Annotated in this window: 15 protein-coding genes; 11 read left to right on the top strand and 4 right to left on the bottom strand. The window is 37.3% G+C overall.

The genetic code is table 11. The features are described from left to right. Positions 1-76: 76 nt before the first annotated feature. A complete protein-coding gene (gene pruA / locus ODZ84_RS07560) occupies positions 77-1,702 on the bottom strand; it encodes an L-glutamate gamma-semialdehyde dehydrogenase (RefSeq protein WP_266176372.1) in 1,626 nt (541 codons plus the stop codon). Between the two features lie 161 nt (positions 1,703-1,863). Between pruA and ODZ84_RS07555 the strand changes: the two genes are divergently transcribed. After that, complete coding sequence (locus ODZ84_RS07555; protein WP_266176371.1) at positions 1,864-2,343, top strand: hypothetical protein; 480 nt, start codon at positions 1,864-1,866, stop codon at positions 2,341-2,343. Positions 2,344-2,355: 12 nt separating this feature from the next. Here ODZ84_RS07555 and ODZ84_RS07550 read toward each other — a convergent pair whose 3' ends face one another. Genes ODZ84_RS07550 through ODZ84_RS07540 form a run of 3 tightly spaced genes read right to left on the bottom strand, consistent with a single transcriptional unit; the run spans position 2,356 to position 4,119 of the window. After that, positions 2,356-3,459: a DNA topoisomerase IB gene (locus ODZ84_RS07550; protein WP_266176370.1), complete on the bottom strand. Its 1,104-nt coding sequence runs from the start codon at positions 3,457-3,459 to the stop codon at positions 2,356-2,358. A gap of 9 nt (positions 3,460-3,468) precedes the next feature. Further along, positions 3,469-3,636, bottom strand: a complete 168-nt coding sequence (locus ODZ84_RS07545) for a phosphatidate cytidylyltransferase (protein WP_266176369.1) — start codon at positions 3,634-3,636, stop codon at positions 3,469-3,471. A 45-nt stretch (positions 3,637-3,681) separates the two neighbouring features. Then, the gene (locus ODZ84_RS07540) at positions 3,682-4,119 is read right to left on the bottom strand and encodes a DUF6526 family protein (RefSeq protein ID WP_266176368.1); all 438 of its coding nucleotides are present in this window, start codon (positions 4,117-4,119) and stop codon (positions 3,682-3,684) included. A gap of 360 nt (positions 4,120-4,479) precedes the next feature. Between ODZ84_RS07540 and ODZ84_RS07535 the strand changes: the two genes are divergently transcribed. The 10 genes from ODZ84_RS07535 (at position 4,480) to ODZ84_RS07490 (ending at position 15,899) form a co-directional block, all read left to right on the top strand. Next, positions 4,480-6,249: an aminopeptidase P family protein gene (locus tag ODZ84_RS07535; protein WP_266176367.1), complete on the top strand. Its 1,770-nt coding sequence runs from the start codon at positions 4,480-4,482 to the stop codon at positions 6,247-6,249. 272 nt (positions 6,250-6,521) lie between these two features. After that, positions 6,522-6,830, top strand: coding sequence for a Crp/Fnr family transcriptional regulator (locus tag ODZ84_RS07530; RefSeq protein ID WP_266176366.1), 309 nt, complete (start codon positions 6,522-6,524; stop codon positions 6,828-6,830). 686 nt (positions 6,831-7,516) lie between these two features. Continuing rightward, positions 7,517-8,902 carry a tRNA uridine-5-carboxymethylaminomethyl(34) synthesis GTPase MnmE gene (gene mnmE, locus ODZ84_RS07525; protein ID WP_266176365.1) on the top strand — a complete coding sequence of 462 codons (1,386 nt, stop codon included), beginning with the start codon at positions 7,517-7,519 and terminating at the stop codon, positions 8,900-8,902. Between the two features lie 169 nt (positions 8,903-9,071). Then, positions 9,072-10,211 (top strand): site-specific integrase, encoded by a 1,140-nt coding sequence (locus ODZ84_RS07520; RefSeq protein ID WP_266176364.1) that lies wholly within the window; start codon positions 9,072-9,074, stop codon positions 10,209-10,211. 195 nt (positions 10,212-10,406) lie between these two features. Next, on the top strand, positions 10,407-10,691 hold the full coding sequence (locus tag ODZ84_RS07515; protein ID WP_027374281.1) for a helix-turn-helix transcriptional regulator: 285 nt from the start codon (positions 10,407-10,409) through the stop codon (positions 10,689-10,691). 103 nt (positions 10,692-10,794) lie between these two features. Continuing rightward, on the top strand, positions 10,795-11,955 hold the full coding sequence (locus ODZ84_RS07510) for a VapE domain-containing protein (RefSeq protein ID WP_266176363.1): 1,161 nt from the start codon (positions 10,795-10,797) through the stop codon (positions 11,953-11,955). Positions 11,956-12,192: 237 nt separating this feature from the next. Further along, the gene (locus ODZ84_RS07505) at positions 12,193-13,074 is read left to right on the top strand and encodes a toprim domain-containing protein (protein ID WP_266176362.1); all 882 of its coding nucleotides are present in this window, start codon (positions 12,193-12,195) and stop codon (positions 13,072-13,074) included. Beyond that, on the top strand, positions 13,071-13,709 hold the full coding sequence (locus ODZ84_RS07500; RefSeq protein WP_266176361.1) for a cyclic nucleotide-binding domain-containing protein: 639 nt from the start codon (positions 13,071-13,073) through the stop codon (positions 13,707-13,709). The genes ODZ84_RS07505 and ODZ84_RS07500 overlap by 4 nt, the downstream gene beginning before the upstream one ends. A 537-nt stretch (positions 13,710-14,246) precedes the next feature. Further along, complete coding sequence (locus ODZ84_RS07495; protein WP_266176360.1) at positions 14,247-14,501, top strand: DarT ssDNA thymidine ADP-ribosyltransferase family protein; 255 nt, start codon at positions 14,247-14,249, stop codon at positions 14,499-14,501. 40 nt (positions 14,502-14,541) lie between these two features. Next, positions 14,542-15,899 (top strand): IS3 family transposase gene (locus tag ODZ84_RS07490; protein WP_408612347.1). Its coding sequence is split into 2 segments (ribosomal slippage): positions 14,542-14,877 and positions 14,880-15,899, totalling 1,356 coding nucleotides; the frame shifts between segments, so codons are not numbered across the junction. The last annotated feature ends 353 nt before the right edge of the window (positions 15,900-16,252 follow it).

The raw sequence follows: 16,252 nt of genomic DNA, 5'->3' as shown, positions 1-16,252 counted from the left end.
AACCTCAGAGCTAAAGTTCTGAGGCTGTATGAAAATTAATGAACAAAAGTATAATGTCCACTACTGAATGTGCTGATTATCCAAGATACGGATATTTATAATCCTTCGGAGAAACAAAAGTTTCTTTAATACTTCTTACCGAAGTCCATCTCAGGAGATTCATTTTAGATCCTGCCTTGTCGTTGGTTCCGGATGCTCTGCCACCTCCGAAAGGCTGCTGACCTACCACTGCTCCGGTTGGCTTGTCATTGATATAGAAATTTCCGGAAGCATTTTCCAATGCTTTGAAAGCTTCATTCACGGCATATCGGTCCTGTGCAAATACAGATCCTGTCAATGAATAAGGAGAAGAAGAATCTACGAGTTTCAAAGTTTCCGCCCAGTCCTGATCTTCGTAAACAAATACAGATAAGATCGGTCCGAAAATTTCTTCCACCATACTTTCATACTGAGGATTGGTGGTTTCGATAACGGTAGGGTGAACAAACCATCCTTTGGAATCATCTGTTTTTCCACCGATTACCACGTTAGCCTCACCTGATGCATTCGCTCTGTCGATATACCCTTTGCATTTTTCAAAGGAATTTTTATCGATTACAGCATTGACAAAATTTGAAGGATCTTCAGGAGAACCGATTTTAATAGATCCGATCTGAGTTTCCATTACTTTTTTCACCTCAGCCCAAAGTGATTGAGGGATATACGCTCTGGAAGCGGCAGAACATTTCTGACCCTGGTATTCGAATGCTCCTCTTACCAAGGCAGTAGCCACCGCTTCTACATTGGCGGAAGGATGAGCAATAACGAAATCTTTTCCTCCCGTTTCTCCGACGATTCTAGGATAAGTTCTGTAGTTGTGAATATGGTCTCCGATCATTTTCCACATTCCCTGGAATACTTTGGTAGACCCTGTAAAGTGAAGACCTGCAAAATCTCTGTGGGCAAGCACTTTTTCAGCCGTTTCTTTTCCATCTGTGAAGATCATATTGATTACCCCTTTCGGAAGACCGGCTTCAGTAAGAACATCCATAATTACTTTTGCAGAGTAGATCTGCTTGTCAGAAGGCTTCCAGACCACGACATTTCCAAGCATGGCCATGCAGGTAGGCAGATTGCCGGAAATCGCCGTAAAATTAAACGGGGTTACCGCAAAACAAAAACCTTCCAAAGGTCTGTATTCTACACGGTTCCAGATTCCTGTATCAGAAACCGGCTGCTCAGAATACATTTCTGTCATAAATTCTACATTGAATCTCAGGAAATCGATAAATTCACAGGCAGCATCAATTTCAGCCTGGTGAACATTTTTCGACTGCCCGATCATGGTTGCTGCATTGATGACGTCTCTGTAAGGTCCCGCCAACAGATCAGCCGCTTTTAAAAAGATGGCCGCACGGTGCTCCCAGCCCAGCTCATTCCATTCCTTTTTAGCAGCCAGTGCAGAATTAATCGCGTCATCTACATGTTGCATGGTTCCTCTGTGATAAAAACCGAAATCATGCGCATGATCCTGTGGCGACTGAAGCTGAACAGTGTCACCCGTTGTAACCTCCTCACCATTGATGATCATTGGAATTTCTATTTTCTCAGCCCACATTTTTTTGTATTGGGCGATCAGGCTTTTTACTTCTGGAGTTCCCGGCGCGTAAGAATTTACCGGTTCATTAACTGCAAATGGTACTTGCGAAATTGCTTTTGACATATTACGTTGTATTATTTTTTAATTTGCTAATGATACAAATTTACAACATTTAATCTGTACAGAAAATTGATACAAACGATTTCGTTTTATGGTTATAATTATGATATATTTGGTTGAAACTAATTCCATTAGAAAATGAAAAAATTATTTCTCATTTCATTATGTTTTTCACAAATTATTCTGGCGCAGCACAGGAAAAAAAGGTCGAGCCGGTTCCGCCGATAAAACAGATGGAAGAATATAAAATTCCTGATGATAGATTACTGAACAGCACTTTAAAGGGTTCAAAGTGGTATTTTGACCTGAAAAATTACAGTGAGGGCAGACTTTATCTGAATACGGACTCCTCAAAGCCTGACCTTTTAAACTTTATGGATAAGAACCGGTTTCAGATTACCATTAACCAGAAGGACTGTAAGGGCCTGATAAAAGGAACCTATGTAATTAAGAAAATAGATGAAGGCACGTCAACAGGACAGTTGGGACACCGTCCATTTGAGATCACCTCTCCTCCTCAGAAGTGTGCTGCAGACTTCATCCGATTCTTATCAGGACCTGTTGATGTTTTTTACGATGAAAGTGAGAAAGTGATGAAAATGACTGAAGGTGAAGATTTTCCACCTACTGTCCCAGGGCATTAATTATTAATTTTCTTACATCTTTTCCGTTTCCAGAATTTTAAGAACTAATTTTTCCTGTTGGGTTAAATCAGCCTTGCCGTCATTCTCTTCGATCTGTTCAAGCTCGTCAAGATATTTTTTGATGGTATTGTTCTCATAAAGGTTGATCACCAGAGGATGAACGTAATATTTTCTGCACACGGTACTGGTATTTCCCAGATGGGAGGCGACCCTTTCCAGGGCTTCTTTCACCTTCTTTTTGTATTCGGTATTGGTTTCCGCATAACCGATCTCTTTAAAAGCAATCAGTGCATTGACGGTTCCGGACCAGGTTCTGAAATCTTTTGCCGTAAAATCTTCACCGCTGATTTCCTTGATGTAGTTATTCACCATTCCGGAATCGATCGTATGGTGATTGCCATCGTCATCATAAAACTGAAACAGTTCTTTTCCCGGAATCTCCTTACATTTCTGAACCAATCTGGACAGTCTTCTGCTTTTAAGATTAACATTATGCATAACGCCCTTTTTCCCTTTGAAAGAAAAAGTCATTTTCTGGCCGTTTATCTTTACGTGCTTTCCTTTTAAAGTGGTTAATCCGAATGATCCGTATAACTTTTCATATGCATTGTTTCCAATCCGGATATTCGTTTTCTGCATTAAACTTACGATTAACGCTAAAATTTTTCTTTTTTCAAAATTTCTTAAAGCCAGATCCTGTTCGATATGCAGTCTCATCTGCGGTAAGGCATAGCCAAACTGCAGCATCCTGTAAAATTTTGTATGATTTCTAAGGGCACTCCAAAGTGGATGATATCGGTACTGTTTTCTCTTTTTTACATCAAAACCCGTCGCCTGAAGATGCCCGTTGTCTAAGGCACAGATCCATACATTTTCCCACGCCGGAGGAATAACCAGTCCGTTGATACGCTTGATCTCATCTTTGTCTTTTATTTTTTCACCATCCTTGAAGTAAGAATATTTTTTTCCTTTCTTTTTCCGGATGATACCGGCAGATTCTGCATCGGACGTGTAAATAAGATTTACCGCCTTTGCAGAAGCCTCCGGATCTTTCATAATCTTGACAATCTTAGAAGGTTTCAGATGGGAAATAATGTCTAATTCTGAATTATCCATAAGTTCTGGTTAAGAGTTCCTACCCCTTGAGAATAGCCATAAGATAACGGCTACTACGCCTACCACTAAAATAATTCCCCACCACATTCCTGCTTTAAAGATGGTCTCTACTGCTTCACAACTTGTTAATAACAGTAAACTGAATATGGTCATACTATACAAGCTCAATTTTTTCATGATAATCTATTTTTTAATGTTTATTATTTGATTTGATATTATATCTTAAATTCTGTGTCGGTCAGCCCGCCAGCTTTTAATCGACTTTTTAATGGCATCCCCGGGTATATTTTCATGAAGGGCTTTATCCAAAAGTTCTTTGAATTCATCGTCGTACGCGAATCTTAATGCGGCAATCTGGTCAAACGTCAGTTTTTCTTCCACTTCATCGGAGCGATGATTAAAAAGCTCAAAATACCGCTGTTTGAATTCAAGTCGTACCAGCCGGTTCTGAAGTCCCAGCGCATAATGCTGTCTGACCATAATCGCAAGGTAGAAAATCAGAAAAATAACAGCGGAGAATAAAATCCAGCTTAGCTGATGCTGTTCATCCTGGTATACCTTATAGATCCCGAAAGCTTCTGACAGAATTAAGACGGGGAGATATATAAAATGATGCGGCGGATAAAACTTCCTGTGATTTTTATAATTCTGCTTTTCCATGAAATACCTACTACAATAATCTTTCCAAAACTTTAAATTTTTAATACCAAGTAGTTTTACGACGCATTTAATATTAAATGTCATTCAAGAAGGTGTAAAATTATATTCTGTTAATGACTGATTTTTAATGAATTAATGATCATGAGGTTTTACCACCGACAGACTGCAGAAGTTTCCGGGTAAATGGTGAAAAAATAAAAATAATGTAAGTTCCGTTTATTTCTGTAGTCCGCATTGGAAGAGAATTTATATGAACGGCAGAATTCAGGTAAAATTATATGCAAAGATCCAAAAACTGCTCGTGATGTATTTCCGGACCTCAAAAAAGTTGTAACTTCACCTTTTAAAAAATATTGAAAAATGACTTCAAGGGAAAAAGTAGCTGCGCTTCGTGAGGAAATGCAGAAAAATAATGTTGATGCATTTATAGTATATTCAGCAGATCCGCATATGAGTGAATATTTGCCGGAAGAATGGCAGGAAAGATCCTGGCTGTCGGGATTTCTGGGATCTGCAGGCTTTGTGGTCGTTACAAAAGATAAAGCCGGACTCTGGACAGACGGCAGATACTTCACACAGGCTCCTATTGAATTAGCCGGATCCGGAATTGATCTTTTCAAAGACGGAATGGAAGGGACGCCCAACTATATCGACTGGATCATCTCTGAAATCCCGGCCGAAGGAAAAGTGGCGGTAAATGCTGTAGCTACTTCCCATGCCAACTGGGAGCTTTTAACGCAGAAATTACAATCAAAAAATATAACGCTGGTAGATCATCCGCTTCTTAAGCAGATCTGGACCGACCGGGGAACACCGTCTAAAAACCCTATCTTCATACATCCTGTAGAAAGATCGGGAAAACCGGTTATCGATAAAATTGCTGCGATCCGTCAGAAAATGGAAGAACAGGAAGCCACCGTTCATATCATATCAAGTCTTGATGATGTAGCCTGGACCTTAAACCTGAGAGGAAGTGATGTACAGAGCAATCCTGTATTTCTGGGATACCTGATCATTACTAAAAATGATGCGATCCTGTTTACCGACCTGGAGAAATTGGAAGTGGAAGCCAGAAAGCAGATGGATGAGTCTTTCGTGAAGATGATGCCTTATGAGGAATTTTACAATCATCTTAAGGTATTTAACGGTGAAAAAGTCCTGGTTTCTCCTACCAGCAACCAGTCTATCTTTGAAGCATTGAAATCTGACAATGAATTCATCAAAGCTCCGGTTCCCGGGAATGTAATGAAGGCCCAGAAAAATGAAACTGAGCTGGAAGGCTTCCGAAAAGTGATGGTGAGAGACGGTGTAGCCATGGTGAAATTCCTGTATTGGCTCACCCATAACGCAGGGAAAGAAGCCATGAATGAATATTCAATCGGTGAAAAGCTGAGAGGTTTCCGTGCCGAAGGTGAAAATTTTGTGGGTGAAAGTTTCGGAAGTATCGTCGGATATAAAGAACATGGTGCCATTATGCATTATTCCGCAAAAAGTGAAGGAAGCAAAGAGGTGACCAATGACGCAAGCATCCTGGTAGATTCAGGAGGTCAGTATCTGGAAGGAACCACGGATATTACAAGAACATTGGCGCTGGGAGCTGTTTCTGATGATTTTAAAAGAAATTCTACCTTAGTTCTTCAGGGGCTGATCCGTTTATCGATGGTAAAATTCCCGAAGGGAACCAAAGGTGTTCATCTGGATGCTATTGCTAGACTTCCGTTATGGATGGAAGGGAAAGATTTCAACCACGGGACCGGTCATGGTGTAGGAAGTTTTATGAACGTTCATGAAGGGCCTCAGAACATCAGAAAAGATATGAACCCACAGGATCTTCTTGTAGGAATGGTATGTTCCAATGAGCCGGGCTATTATTTAGAAGGGGAGTATGGAATCCGTCACGAAAATTTAATTGCGGTAAAAGAAGCTGAGAAAACCATCCACGGTACCTTTTATGAGTTTGAAACACTTACATTCTGTCCGTTCTTCAAAAATACCATTGTCAGAGAGATTCTTTCTGAAAAGGAAATAGAATGGCTGAACGCTTATCACAGAACGTGTGAAGAGAAGCTGGGTCCTTATCTGGAAGGAGAGGTTAAAGACTGGTTCCTGGAACTGGTAAGTCCGCTGTAAAAGAATAAAATAATCTGTAAAAATAATGCCTTATACTTTTTGTATAGGGCTTTTTTAATTGTGCAACCGTATTTTTACGGAAAAATTACAGGGTTTATCCTGAGGTGCTGAAGATGGAGAGGGTGTATCTTTGTTTCAACAAAAAGACATCATTTCATCTCTTCATATACTTAGTAATTCAAAGCAGTAGAATCACCTCAAGTCGGAGGTGATTTTACTTTTTAGAGGGAATTCGCAAGCGTTTTATTATTTTTGCATAAATTCCAATCGTCATGCTCCGACAGTTTTTTGAAAATCTCGCCCTGTTTTCCGAAGCTGAGGTCACCCATTTTTTGTCGCTCTTTGAAGAAAGAACACTGGATAAAAATGAGTATTTTGTAAGAGAAGGTGAAAAATGTAAGGAAATCGCCTTTATACAATCCGGGATTTTCCGTTCCTTTTATATTTCTGAAGAAGGGAAAGACATGACCTACTGTTTCAGATTTCCCAATGATCTTATTGCTTCCTGTTCTACATTTATTTCCGGATTGCCAAGCCGGGAAACTATGCAGGCGATTTCAGAAGCTGAAATTTTAGTATAAAAAAAAGAAAAGGTTGAAGAATTAGTGAATGAAACCAAAACTGGATCAGGTTCCTGAAAATAATTACCGAACAGGAATATCTGGAGCTTGAAAAACGTTTTTTCAGTTTCTGAGAGACCGTGCCGCTAAAGTGCGCCCCATTTTATGGCAGAAAACGAGGCTAAACCTTTTGTACGTATAAAAATAGCACAAGTTTAAAAAATTTTTGATTTTTCTTAAGCGAACTGATGATTTTTCATGGTGATCAACTAAAAAAACTTAGGTGTTCTTAAGTGTTAAAAAATTCATATTAACGATATAAGATGGTCATTAGTACCATTTATCTGAACCCATTGATAATGAGATATGGTGCTCAGACAGGACCTGGATCAAACCTAACAGGTTTCTAAAACCTGTTAGGTTTTAATATTTAAACTCTCATCGCTAACAAAAGCCTGCGACCCTAGCCCGGATCGCAGCATTTGTCTGAGCTCATTTTCTGTATTTGGGCGGCTCGTCGCAGACGAGCCGCCCAAATACAGAAAATAGCGAGTGCGGAGAGCCGGAAAAAGCTCCTGAAAAATTCATAGGTTATGTTTTTTAACTCCGGGGGCCATGGTATATAAAGAATTACAGATAAAAGTTGAAAATCGGGGCCATAGAAAAACCATATCATTCCCTGTCATTAAAAACCGTAAATTTGCAGCATGAATAACGATACCATTTGCGCACTGGCTACGGCCAATGGAGTAGGAGCTTTAGGCATTATCAGAGTTTCGGGGAACGATGCATTACCGGTCGTTCAGAAATCTTTTCCGGCAAAAAATCTTGAAAAACAGAAGTCCCATACCATTCATTACGGGTATTTTGTCGATGGGGAAGAGGCGATCGATGAGGTGATGCTGTCGATATTTTTGGCGCCTAAAAGTTTTACGACCGAAAACTCTGTGGAAATTGCTTTCCACGGCTCCCCGCATATTGGAAAACGTATTTTGGAAACGCTCATCAAAAACGGGGCAAGGATGGCGAAAGCCGGTGAGTTTACGCTCCGTGCCTTCATCAACGGGAGAATCGACCTTTCGCAGGCCGAGGCTATTGCCGATGTGATAGCATCAGAAAATGAAGCGTCAAGAAAAGTAGCGATCAGCCAGCTAAAAGGAGGGATTACCAACGAGATTTCTTTCCTGAGAACAGATTTGCTGAACTTCGTTTCCCTGATCGAGCTTGAACTTGATTTTGCGGAAGAAGATGTGGAATTTGCAGACCGCAGCGCTCTGAACCAGCTGCTTGATAAAATCGAACTGAAATTAAATTCCCTGATCGAAAGTTTCCAGTACGGAAATGCAATTAAAAAAGGAACTGCCGTTGCCATTATCGGAAAACCCAACGCCGGAAAATCGACCCTGCTGAATGCTTTGCTGAAGGAGGAACGAGCGATCGTCAGCAATATCGCAGGGACTACAAGGGATACCATCGAAGAGGTTTTGCACATCAAAGGGCATGCTTTCCGCCTGATCGATACGGCCGGATTGCGGGAAACCATGGATGAGATCGAAGCGATCGGCGTTAAAAAAGCCAAAGAGAAAGTGGAGAATGCCCATATCCTGGTATATCTTGCCGATGCCGCTACAGAAGATTTCTCAGAAGATATGGAAATGATAAAATCTCTGGTAAGGGACGATCTTAAATTAATTATCTGCGCCACAAAAATAGATGAAGTTTCACCTGCTGTCTATGAAAAGGTTGAAAATATTTTCCGGAACTCGATTTCCTATGAGTTTGATTTTATTAAAATCTCGGCAGTAGAAAACCAGAATATGCAGGATCTTAAGAACGAACTGTCTTCGTATGTGGAACAGTTAAAATCTGCTGAAAACAATGTTGTGATCACCAACCAACGTCACTTTGAAGCCCTGGGGAAATCCCTGGATGCCGTACACAAGGTGAAGGAAGCCATTTCCTTCCAAATTTCTACAGAATTGCTGGCCTATGAACTGAGAAATGCCCTGGAACATCTGGGTGAAATTTCAGGGGAAGTCACAAATGATGAGGTGCTGGGGAATATTTTTTCTAAGTTCTGTATCGGGAAATAATTTAGCTTTTCTTTGATTTCTTTTTCTTTCTTTTATTTGATTATCAGATATTTATATAAATTTTATTTTCTCTTTTTGGAGTTTATTCTTATATTTGTACACCTGTTGTACACCTCGAACCACAAAAAGTAGCATAAAGGTGTACAAATGTACACCTCAAATAAAAGATATGAATATTACTTTAAAACAGAAAAATTTAGCTGATGGAAGGATTAGTCTTTTCATTGAGTATTACAAAGGTTCTTCTACTAATGCACAAGGAAGAAGAGTTCACCTGCGAAATTTTGAGTATTTGAAACTGTATTTGCACCCCGATCCAAAGTCGGTTAAGGAAAAAAAAGAGAATAAAGAAACTATGGCTCTTGCCGAAAGTATTTTGGCAATCAAAAAAGCTGAATATGTTCAAGGTCGCTACGATTTGAAAGATACTGTAAAAAGTAAAAGGACTTTTTTAACATACTTTGAGGAGTTGACAGAGGAAAAACAAAAACAAGATACTTCTAATAATTACGGTAATTGGTTATCGACTCTACAACATCTCAAAAAGATTGTTCCAAAAAATATGACTTTCGATGAAATTGATGAAAGCTTCGTCAAGAAAGTTCACCGATATTTTGAAAAAGATGCTCTCACAAAAAGTGAACTGCCACTTTCTCAGAACTCAAAATATTCATATTTCAACAAGTTTAAAGCTGCCCTAAGGAGTGCTTTCGATAATGGATATTTGACGATTAATTATGCTTCAAAAGTCAAATCCTTTGAACAAGCTGAAAGCCAAAGAGAATATCTGATTTTTGATGAATTACAACGATTAGCAAAAGCAGAATGCAAATATCCGGTTTTGAAAAAAGCTTTTCTTTTTTCGTGTTTATCAGGACTACGTTGGTCGGATATTAATACTTTGACCTGGAAAGAAGTTCGTGATGAAGGTGATGTTTCCAGAGTCAATTTCCGACAAGAAAAAACTGAGGGTGTAGAATATCTTTATATTTCAAAACAAGCCAGAGAATTGCTGGGCGAAAGACAAGATCCGCAAGAAAGAGTTTTCAAAGGCTTAAAATATGGAATGACCTACAATACTGAAATTATCCGTTGGTGCAATCGTGCTGCAGTTCCTAAGCATATTACTTTTCATTCAGCAAGACATACGAACGCCGTTCTGTTGTTAGAAAATGGTGCAGATATTTACACGGTTTCTAAAAGACTGGGACATCGTGAATTAAGAACAACGCAGATTTATGCTAAAATTGTGGATAGCAAAATGAAGGAAGCTGCTGAGATTATTCCGGAATTAAATATCGAGTTATGAAAGTTCCGTTTTCTATTTTTTAAAAGCAATGAAAATCACTTTCTAATCCAGTTGAATCCAGAATAATCTTATTTAGCCTTTTAACATTTCAAATTAGTCCAAAGTATTCTTATTTAGCCCACAACCTATTGATAGTCTTTTATTTATGGTTTTTATTGTTGACTTTTGTTTCGTTAAATCAATTAAAAGAAACAGATGGAAAATAACGAAATCATCATTCATAAGCTCAACAGAATTGAAAAGCATATTTTCGGGCTCAAGGCAATTCTTAATGTAGAAGAGCTTTCAGATTACACAGGGTTCAAGAAATCCTATATCTACAAATTGGTTCATACCAACTCTATCCCATTCTCAAAACCTTCCGGAAAAATTCTATTCTTTGAAAGAAAAAAAATTGACGAATGGTTGCTCAAAAACAGCCATAAATCAAACGATGAGATCCAACAAGAAGCAATAGAATTTTCTTTACGCAAAAAATAAAACCTAACTACTGCCATAGTTAGGTTTAAATGTTTGTTTTACTGGAAGTAAAGAGCAAATATAAAAATTATTTGTGACTCCTTCCAAAATCAAAAAATGTTTTATGGAAGAAAATAAAATTCTGTATCAAATTGAGACAGAAACGAAAACAATATTTGACAGAACGCTCAATTATTTGAATTCAAAATATTCAATTAGATTCAACACAATCTCTCTTGAGCTTGAAATTAAACTTGTTTCGGATAAAAAATGGTCACCACTCAATTTGAACTCATTATTTATAGAACTTGTCAGATCAGGAATTGATATTCCGATTAATAAATTGGAGATTCTGGTCAGAAGTCATTTGATTCAGCAGTACAATCCGATTCGGGAATATTTCGAAAACTTGGAAAATTGGGACAACGATAACCATATCAGTAAGCTTTGCAGTTATGTAAAGACGACCGATGATAAATCCTTCCAAAAGTATTTCGAGAAGTGGATAACCAGGACTGTAATTTGTGCATTGAAACCCGGCTACATCAACAAACAGTGTTTTGTGCTGTTCAATACTAAGCAAAACAGTGGAAAGACGAGTTTTCTGCGATTTCTCATTCCTGCAAGTCTTGAACAATATTATACAGAAGACATTGGTGTTGATAAAGATGGCTTAATTTCCTTATGTAAAAACCTTCTGGTCAATATTGATGAGCTTTCGGTAATGTCAAAAACAGATGTTAATATTCTTAAATCCTTCATTTCAAAAAATACCGTCAATGCACGTTTGCCTTACGATCGAAAATCATCATTGATGCACCGAACGGCTTCGTTTTGTGGGTCTACCAACCGGTCGGATTTTTTAACCGATGAAACCGGAAGTGTGCGGTGGCAGATTTTTGAAGTTTTGGAGATTGATTTCAATTATTCTAAGGAAATCAATATTGAAAAAGTTTGGTCACAAGCATACTATAATGCTTTTGAAAGAAAAAATTACAATCCTGAACTCACGGCTGAAGATATCCAGGAAAATGAAAAGCGGAATGAAAAATTCAAACAGGTATCCCTGGAACAGGAAATTATCCTTAGTCATTTCGAAAAATCCAAACTGCAAAGTGAATTTCTGACGCCTTCGGACATTATGCTTGCGATGAACAATGCGCTTGGTGTACGGCTGAACATTATAAAAATTGGTAAAGCCTTGACCGCAATGAACTACGAAAGAATAAAACATCCGAAAAGACAAGTCTATGGATATTTGATTCGAAGGAAAATTGACGAATGAAATAATTTAAAATTACTTACCACTTACCTGAAAATTGCGGAAACCATCATTAACAAAAAGTTTACGATAAGGTAACTGAATAAAAGTAAACTTACCTAATTACCTGAATTAAATGAAGGTAACCAGGTAATAAAAGGTAGGACGTAAAATCCGTAGAAACCTCGATGAATAAAGGCATAGGTAATAAGGTAGGCGAATTAAAAAAAACTTTATAAAAAAACACAAAAATAAAACTCTATGAACTGCAGACAATTCAACAGCATATCGTTGGAAGAAGTCCTCCTTTCTCTCGGACACCTTCCCACGAAACAAAATGAAAAAGAAGCCTGGTATCTTAACCCCTTTGCCAGCGAATCCCAGGCCTCTTTTAAAATTAATAAAAGCCTAAACTATTGGTACCTCTTTTCAGAAGGAATTGGTGGTAATAATACCGATTTTATGAGGAAATATCTGAATGCTTCAGTAAGTGAAGTTTTAGTTTGGGCAGAGAATCATAATTTTTCTTCTTTTCAAAAGCAAAATGTTCCTTATCAGAAATTTGAGAATCTTCCGAAAAATTACGAGATAATTGAAATTAAAAATGTCCAGCATCCGGCACTCCTGGAATATTTGAGAGAAAGAAAAGTACAAAATCAAACCGAATTTTTAAAGCAAATCCATTATCAGAATAACAATAAAAACTATTTCGGAATTGGTTTCAAAAACGATTCAGGCGGTTACGAAATCCGCAATAAATATTCAAAAATATGCCTGGGTAAAAAAGATGTTTCAACCATCAAAAACGGTTCTGATTCACTTAGGGTTTTTGAGGGCTTTTTCGATTTTCTTTCTTTTAAAACTCTCGAAAATGAATTGGAAAAGCAACCTTCCGATTATCTCATTTTGAACTCTGTTTCGATGATCCAAAATGTTAAAAATTCACTTGGAAAATATGAAAAAGTGGAGCTTTATTGTGATAATGATGAAGCGGGAAATCGTGCTGTAGAAATCATTTGCAATGAAACAAAAAAAATAGAAGATTGCCGGGTTCTGTATTCAGATTTCAAGGACTTGAATGAATATCTTAGTAAGAAAACCGAAGAAGTTCAAAAACAATATAAATCTGCATTTAAGAGATGAGAAATTCAAAAACTTTTGATGTGAACTTATTTGAGAAAATGTTTGATTTAAATTCAAAAAATAAAATTGGCGCAAATACTATAGCTGTTTTTACTTTCATCCTCTACAAATGTGAAGATTCACGAAAAGAAATTGTTTTATCAGACTATCAAATGGCAAGAGAGCTTGGTCTTTCCAGGCAAACGGTCATTACTGCAAAAAATAAGCTCAAACTTATAGGACTTTTAGATTATAATAGAAATCCGGGTTTTCCAAATCGTTTTATTTTAAATGGCAACCCAATGCCAAAAGTAACACCAAAAACCTGTGAAATGATAGATAAACCGATTGATGAACTAAAAACCATTGTGGAATCGGAAATTAATACCAATAGTTCATTTTCAAAATATCCGAACTTAAAACAGTTTATGGATTTTGCGAAAACTTTAAAAGACTATTCAGAAAAGCTGGATGCTTTATTGATTCAAAAATTTCAAAAATGGGAAGAAGCCGATTGGAAAAATTCAATTGGAAGACCTATTTTGAATTGGCAAGCTACTCTTGAAAAAAATATGAATACCCTTGATGTTTCACACTTTAATGGAAATTCTTCGCTATCTAATCTTCCAAAAATTAAAAGACCGAAACTAGATTAAAATCAACTACTCCGACTGGTATAAATTAAGGTAGACTAAATAAAATTTCTGACTTATGAAAACTCTATAGCAAGATGTGTCTTTGTATATACAAAATTTACATTTTGTACCTCCAAAGACTTTCTTGCCTTTTCTGCGAAAAGGGTCAAAAAACTTCGGAACTCTTTTTTTTGTTTTGGAAATCTTTATTTTTTAAGGTTGAAAATACACAAATTTTAGATAGATTAAGGAGATGATAGTGAAGAAAAAAAATGTGCCGAAAATTAATTTTTTACTGTCAATTTTCTTGAAATTGCATTTTCAAAGTTTTTCAGTGCATTAAAGTTTATTTAATTATGTCTACCTTCATGAAAATTAATACAAACGTCAAATCGAAAAAACTCAAGAAAAATTTAATTAATTAATAATCAAAGCATCAAAATAAATTCTATATTAGTTGTTGAAACAGTTTTACGAAGATATATTAAACCATATTAACATTAACGCAATACGTAAATTGGAATGATAGCTGTAATTGTAAACAAAGTGTAGTTAAAAATGATTAATAAAAATAAAGAATATTGCTATAGAATTATACATATCGAAAACCTGCCAATAATATTAGAAACTGGAATTGTATGTAAAAAAAGCTCTAAAGCTAATTCTCCCTATGTTAATATTGGAAATCCTGAAATAATTGACGTAAGGAGTGAAACTAAGGTAAGAATTGAACATTATGGAATGATTGGTGATTACGTACCCTTTTATTTTACATCTGTAAATCGTCAGCAAAAAGTGGACATTAGACATTAAAAATTTAAGGAGTGTTTTCATAAAAAGAGTAATTTTAATTATGGCAACACCGAAAAAGAAACCGACCGAGAAATTCGTAAAAGATATTCGGCAGAACACCCGCAGAATATTCACTGCAGAGCAAAAGATTTTAATCGTGATGGAAGGTCTTCGAGCGGAGACTTCCGTAGCCGAACTTTGCAGGAACCATAATATTGCACAGTCGCAGTTTTATGCCTGGAACAAGGAGTTTATGGAAGCAGGAAAGAAGCGCTTAAATGGAGATGTCGCTCGCGAGGCTACGAGTGATGAAGTATCAGATCTGAAGAAGGAAAATGCACGTTTGAAAGAGATCGTAGCTGATCTGGTCGTTCGCTATGACATTGTAAAAAAAAGTTTAGACAGGCTGGATTAATCGATAAATACAGGAAATATATGAGATTATCGGCAGCTGAGAAATACGAGATCATTCAAACGGTAACCACAAGTGAACTCGGCGTGAAACGAACCTTGGAAAGTTTTGGAATTGCTAGAAGCAGCTTTTACAAATGGTATCAAAGCTACTTGGAAAACGGCTATGATGGCTTGGAAACTACGAAAAGAACAAACCATAGGCAATGGAACAGCATTCCTGAAAGACAGAAAGATCTGGTAGTAGAGATCGCTTTGGAACACACCGAATTATCTGCAAGGGAACTGGCCTACAAAATTACCGATGAGCAAAGTGTTTTTATTTCAGAATCTAGTGTTTACCGGATTTTGAAGCAAAGAGACTTAATCCCGGCACCGAATCATTTTCTTCTTTCGGCAGCAAATGAGTTCAAAGACAAAACGGAATTTGTGCATCAAATGTGGCAGACAGATTTTACTTATTTCAAGATCATAGGCTGGGGATGGTACTATCTGAGCACGATCTTGGACGATTACAGCCGCTACATCATTCACTGGGAGCTATGCGACTCAATGAAAGCCGAAGATGTGAAACGAACGGTGGACACAGCCATTAAAAAAGCAAAATTAAAGACCAAAGCCAAACCGAAACTGCTCTCGGACAACGGTTCCTGCTACGTCTCCAATGAGTTGAAAAGCTATCTGAAAGACGATTTAAGGATGAAACAGGTTCACGGAAAACCAATGCATCCGCAGACCCAGGGCAAGATTGAACGTTATCACAGAACGATGAAAAATGTAGTGAAACTAAATCATTTTTATCATCCCGAGGAACTCATCCAGGCACTGGAGAAGTTTGTAGAAAACTACAATAACAAGCGCTATCACGAGTCGATAAATAACCTCACTCCAGCAGATGTGTACTTCGGAAGATCAGAACAGATTTTGGAAAAAAGAAAGCAAACAAAAGCGGAATCCATCCGAAAAAGAAGACAAATATATAACCAACAAAAATTAGTAAGTTTATAAATCGAAAATCCTCCTTAAGGATTTAAACTAAAATGTCTAAGTTGGTTTGAAGACGTACAATTAGTATAATTGGAGTAGACACAAATATGGATACTATCATACTAGAACTTAATAAAGAAGATTTTTTTTACATTGTGGCAGAAAGATGATATAATATGAAGCATCTTAAAATATAAATATGATAAGTCCTAGGTGCAGTTTTAGGAGGTTGTAGTTTCTCCGCTTGACTAAGGAACTTTTGGGAAGGAGCTTTAATTGGGAAGTATTGTTGCTGCGTTTAATTATATTGCGCATATGGGGGCAGATTTGGAATGATGAAAGAAAACCAATAAGAAGGAAACGAATTAGAAGTA

The sequence above is a fragment of the Chryseobacterium fluminis genome, assembly GCF_026314945.1.
Classification (GTDB): Bacteria; Bacteroidota; Bacteroidia; order Flavobacteriales; family Weeksellaceae; genus Chryseobacterium; species Chryseobacterium fluminis.
Note: the sequence above shows the minus strand (reverse complement) of the source record. Positions and strands in the feature narration are given on the sequence as shown.

Coding starts and splice junctions, on each gene's coding strand:
- ODZ84_RS07505 (WP_266176362.1), top strand. CDS start 12,193: ATGAACTGCAGACAATTCAACAGCATATCGTTGGAAGAAGTCCTCCTT.
- ODZ84_RS07510 (WP_266176363.1), top strand. CDS start 10,795: ATGGAAGAAAATAAAATTCTGTATCAAATTGAGACAGAAACGAAAACA.
- pruA (WP_266176372.1), bottom strand. CDS start 1,702: ATGTCAAAAGCAATTTCGCAAGTACCATTTGCAGTTAATGAACCGGTA.
- ODZ84_RS07540 (WP_266176368.1), bottom strand. CDS start 4,119: ATGGAAAAGCAGAATTATAAAAATCACAGGAAGTTTTATCCGCCGCAT.
- ODZ84_RS07530 (WP_266176366.1), top strand. CDS start 6,522: ATGCTCCGACAGTTTTTTGAAAATCTCGCCCTGTTTTCCGAAGCTGAG.
- ODZ84_RS07555 (WP_266176371.1), top strand. CDS start 1,864: ATGTTTTTCACAAATTATTCTGGCGCAGCACAGGAAAAAAAGGTCGAG.
- ODZ84_RS07545 (WP_266176369.1), bottom strand. CDS start 3,636: ATGAAAAAATTGAGCTTGTATAGTATGACCATATTCAGTTTACTGTTA.
- ODZ84_RS07495 (WP_266176360.1), top strand. CDS start 14,247: ATGATTAATAAAAATAAAGAATATTGCTATAGAATTATACATATCGAA.
- ODZ84_RS07500 (WP_266176361.1), top strand. CDS start 13,071: ATGAGAAATTCAAAAACTTTTGATGTGAACTTATTTGAGAAAATGTTT.
- ODZ84_RS07515 (WP_027374281.1), top strand. CDS start 10,407: ATGGAAAATAACGAAATCATCATTCATAAGCTCAACAGAATTGAAAAG.
- ODZ84_RS07520 (WP_266176364.1), top strand. CDS start 9,072: ATGAATATTACTTTAAAACAGAAAAATTTAGCTGATGGAAGGATTAGT.
- mnmE (WP_266176365.1), top strand. CDS start 7,517: ATGAATAACGATACCATTTGCGCACTGGCTACGGCCAATGGAGTAGGA.
- ODZ84_RS07550 (WP_266176370.1), bottom strand. CDS start 3,459: ATGGATAATTCAGAATTAGACATTATTTCCCATCTGAAACCTTCTAAG.
- ODZ84_RS07535 (WP_266176367.1), top strand. CDS start 4,480: ATGACTTCAAGGGAAAAAGTAGCTGCGCTTCGTGAGGAAATGCAGAAA.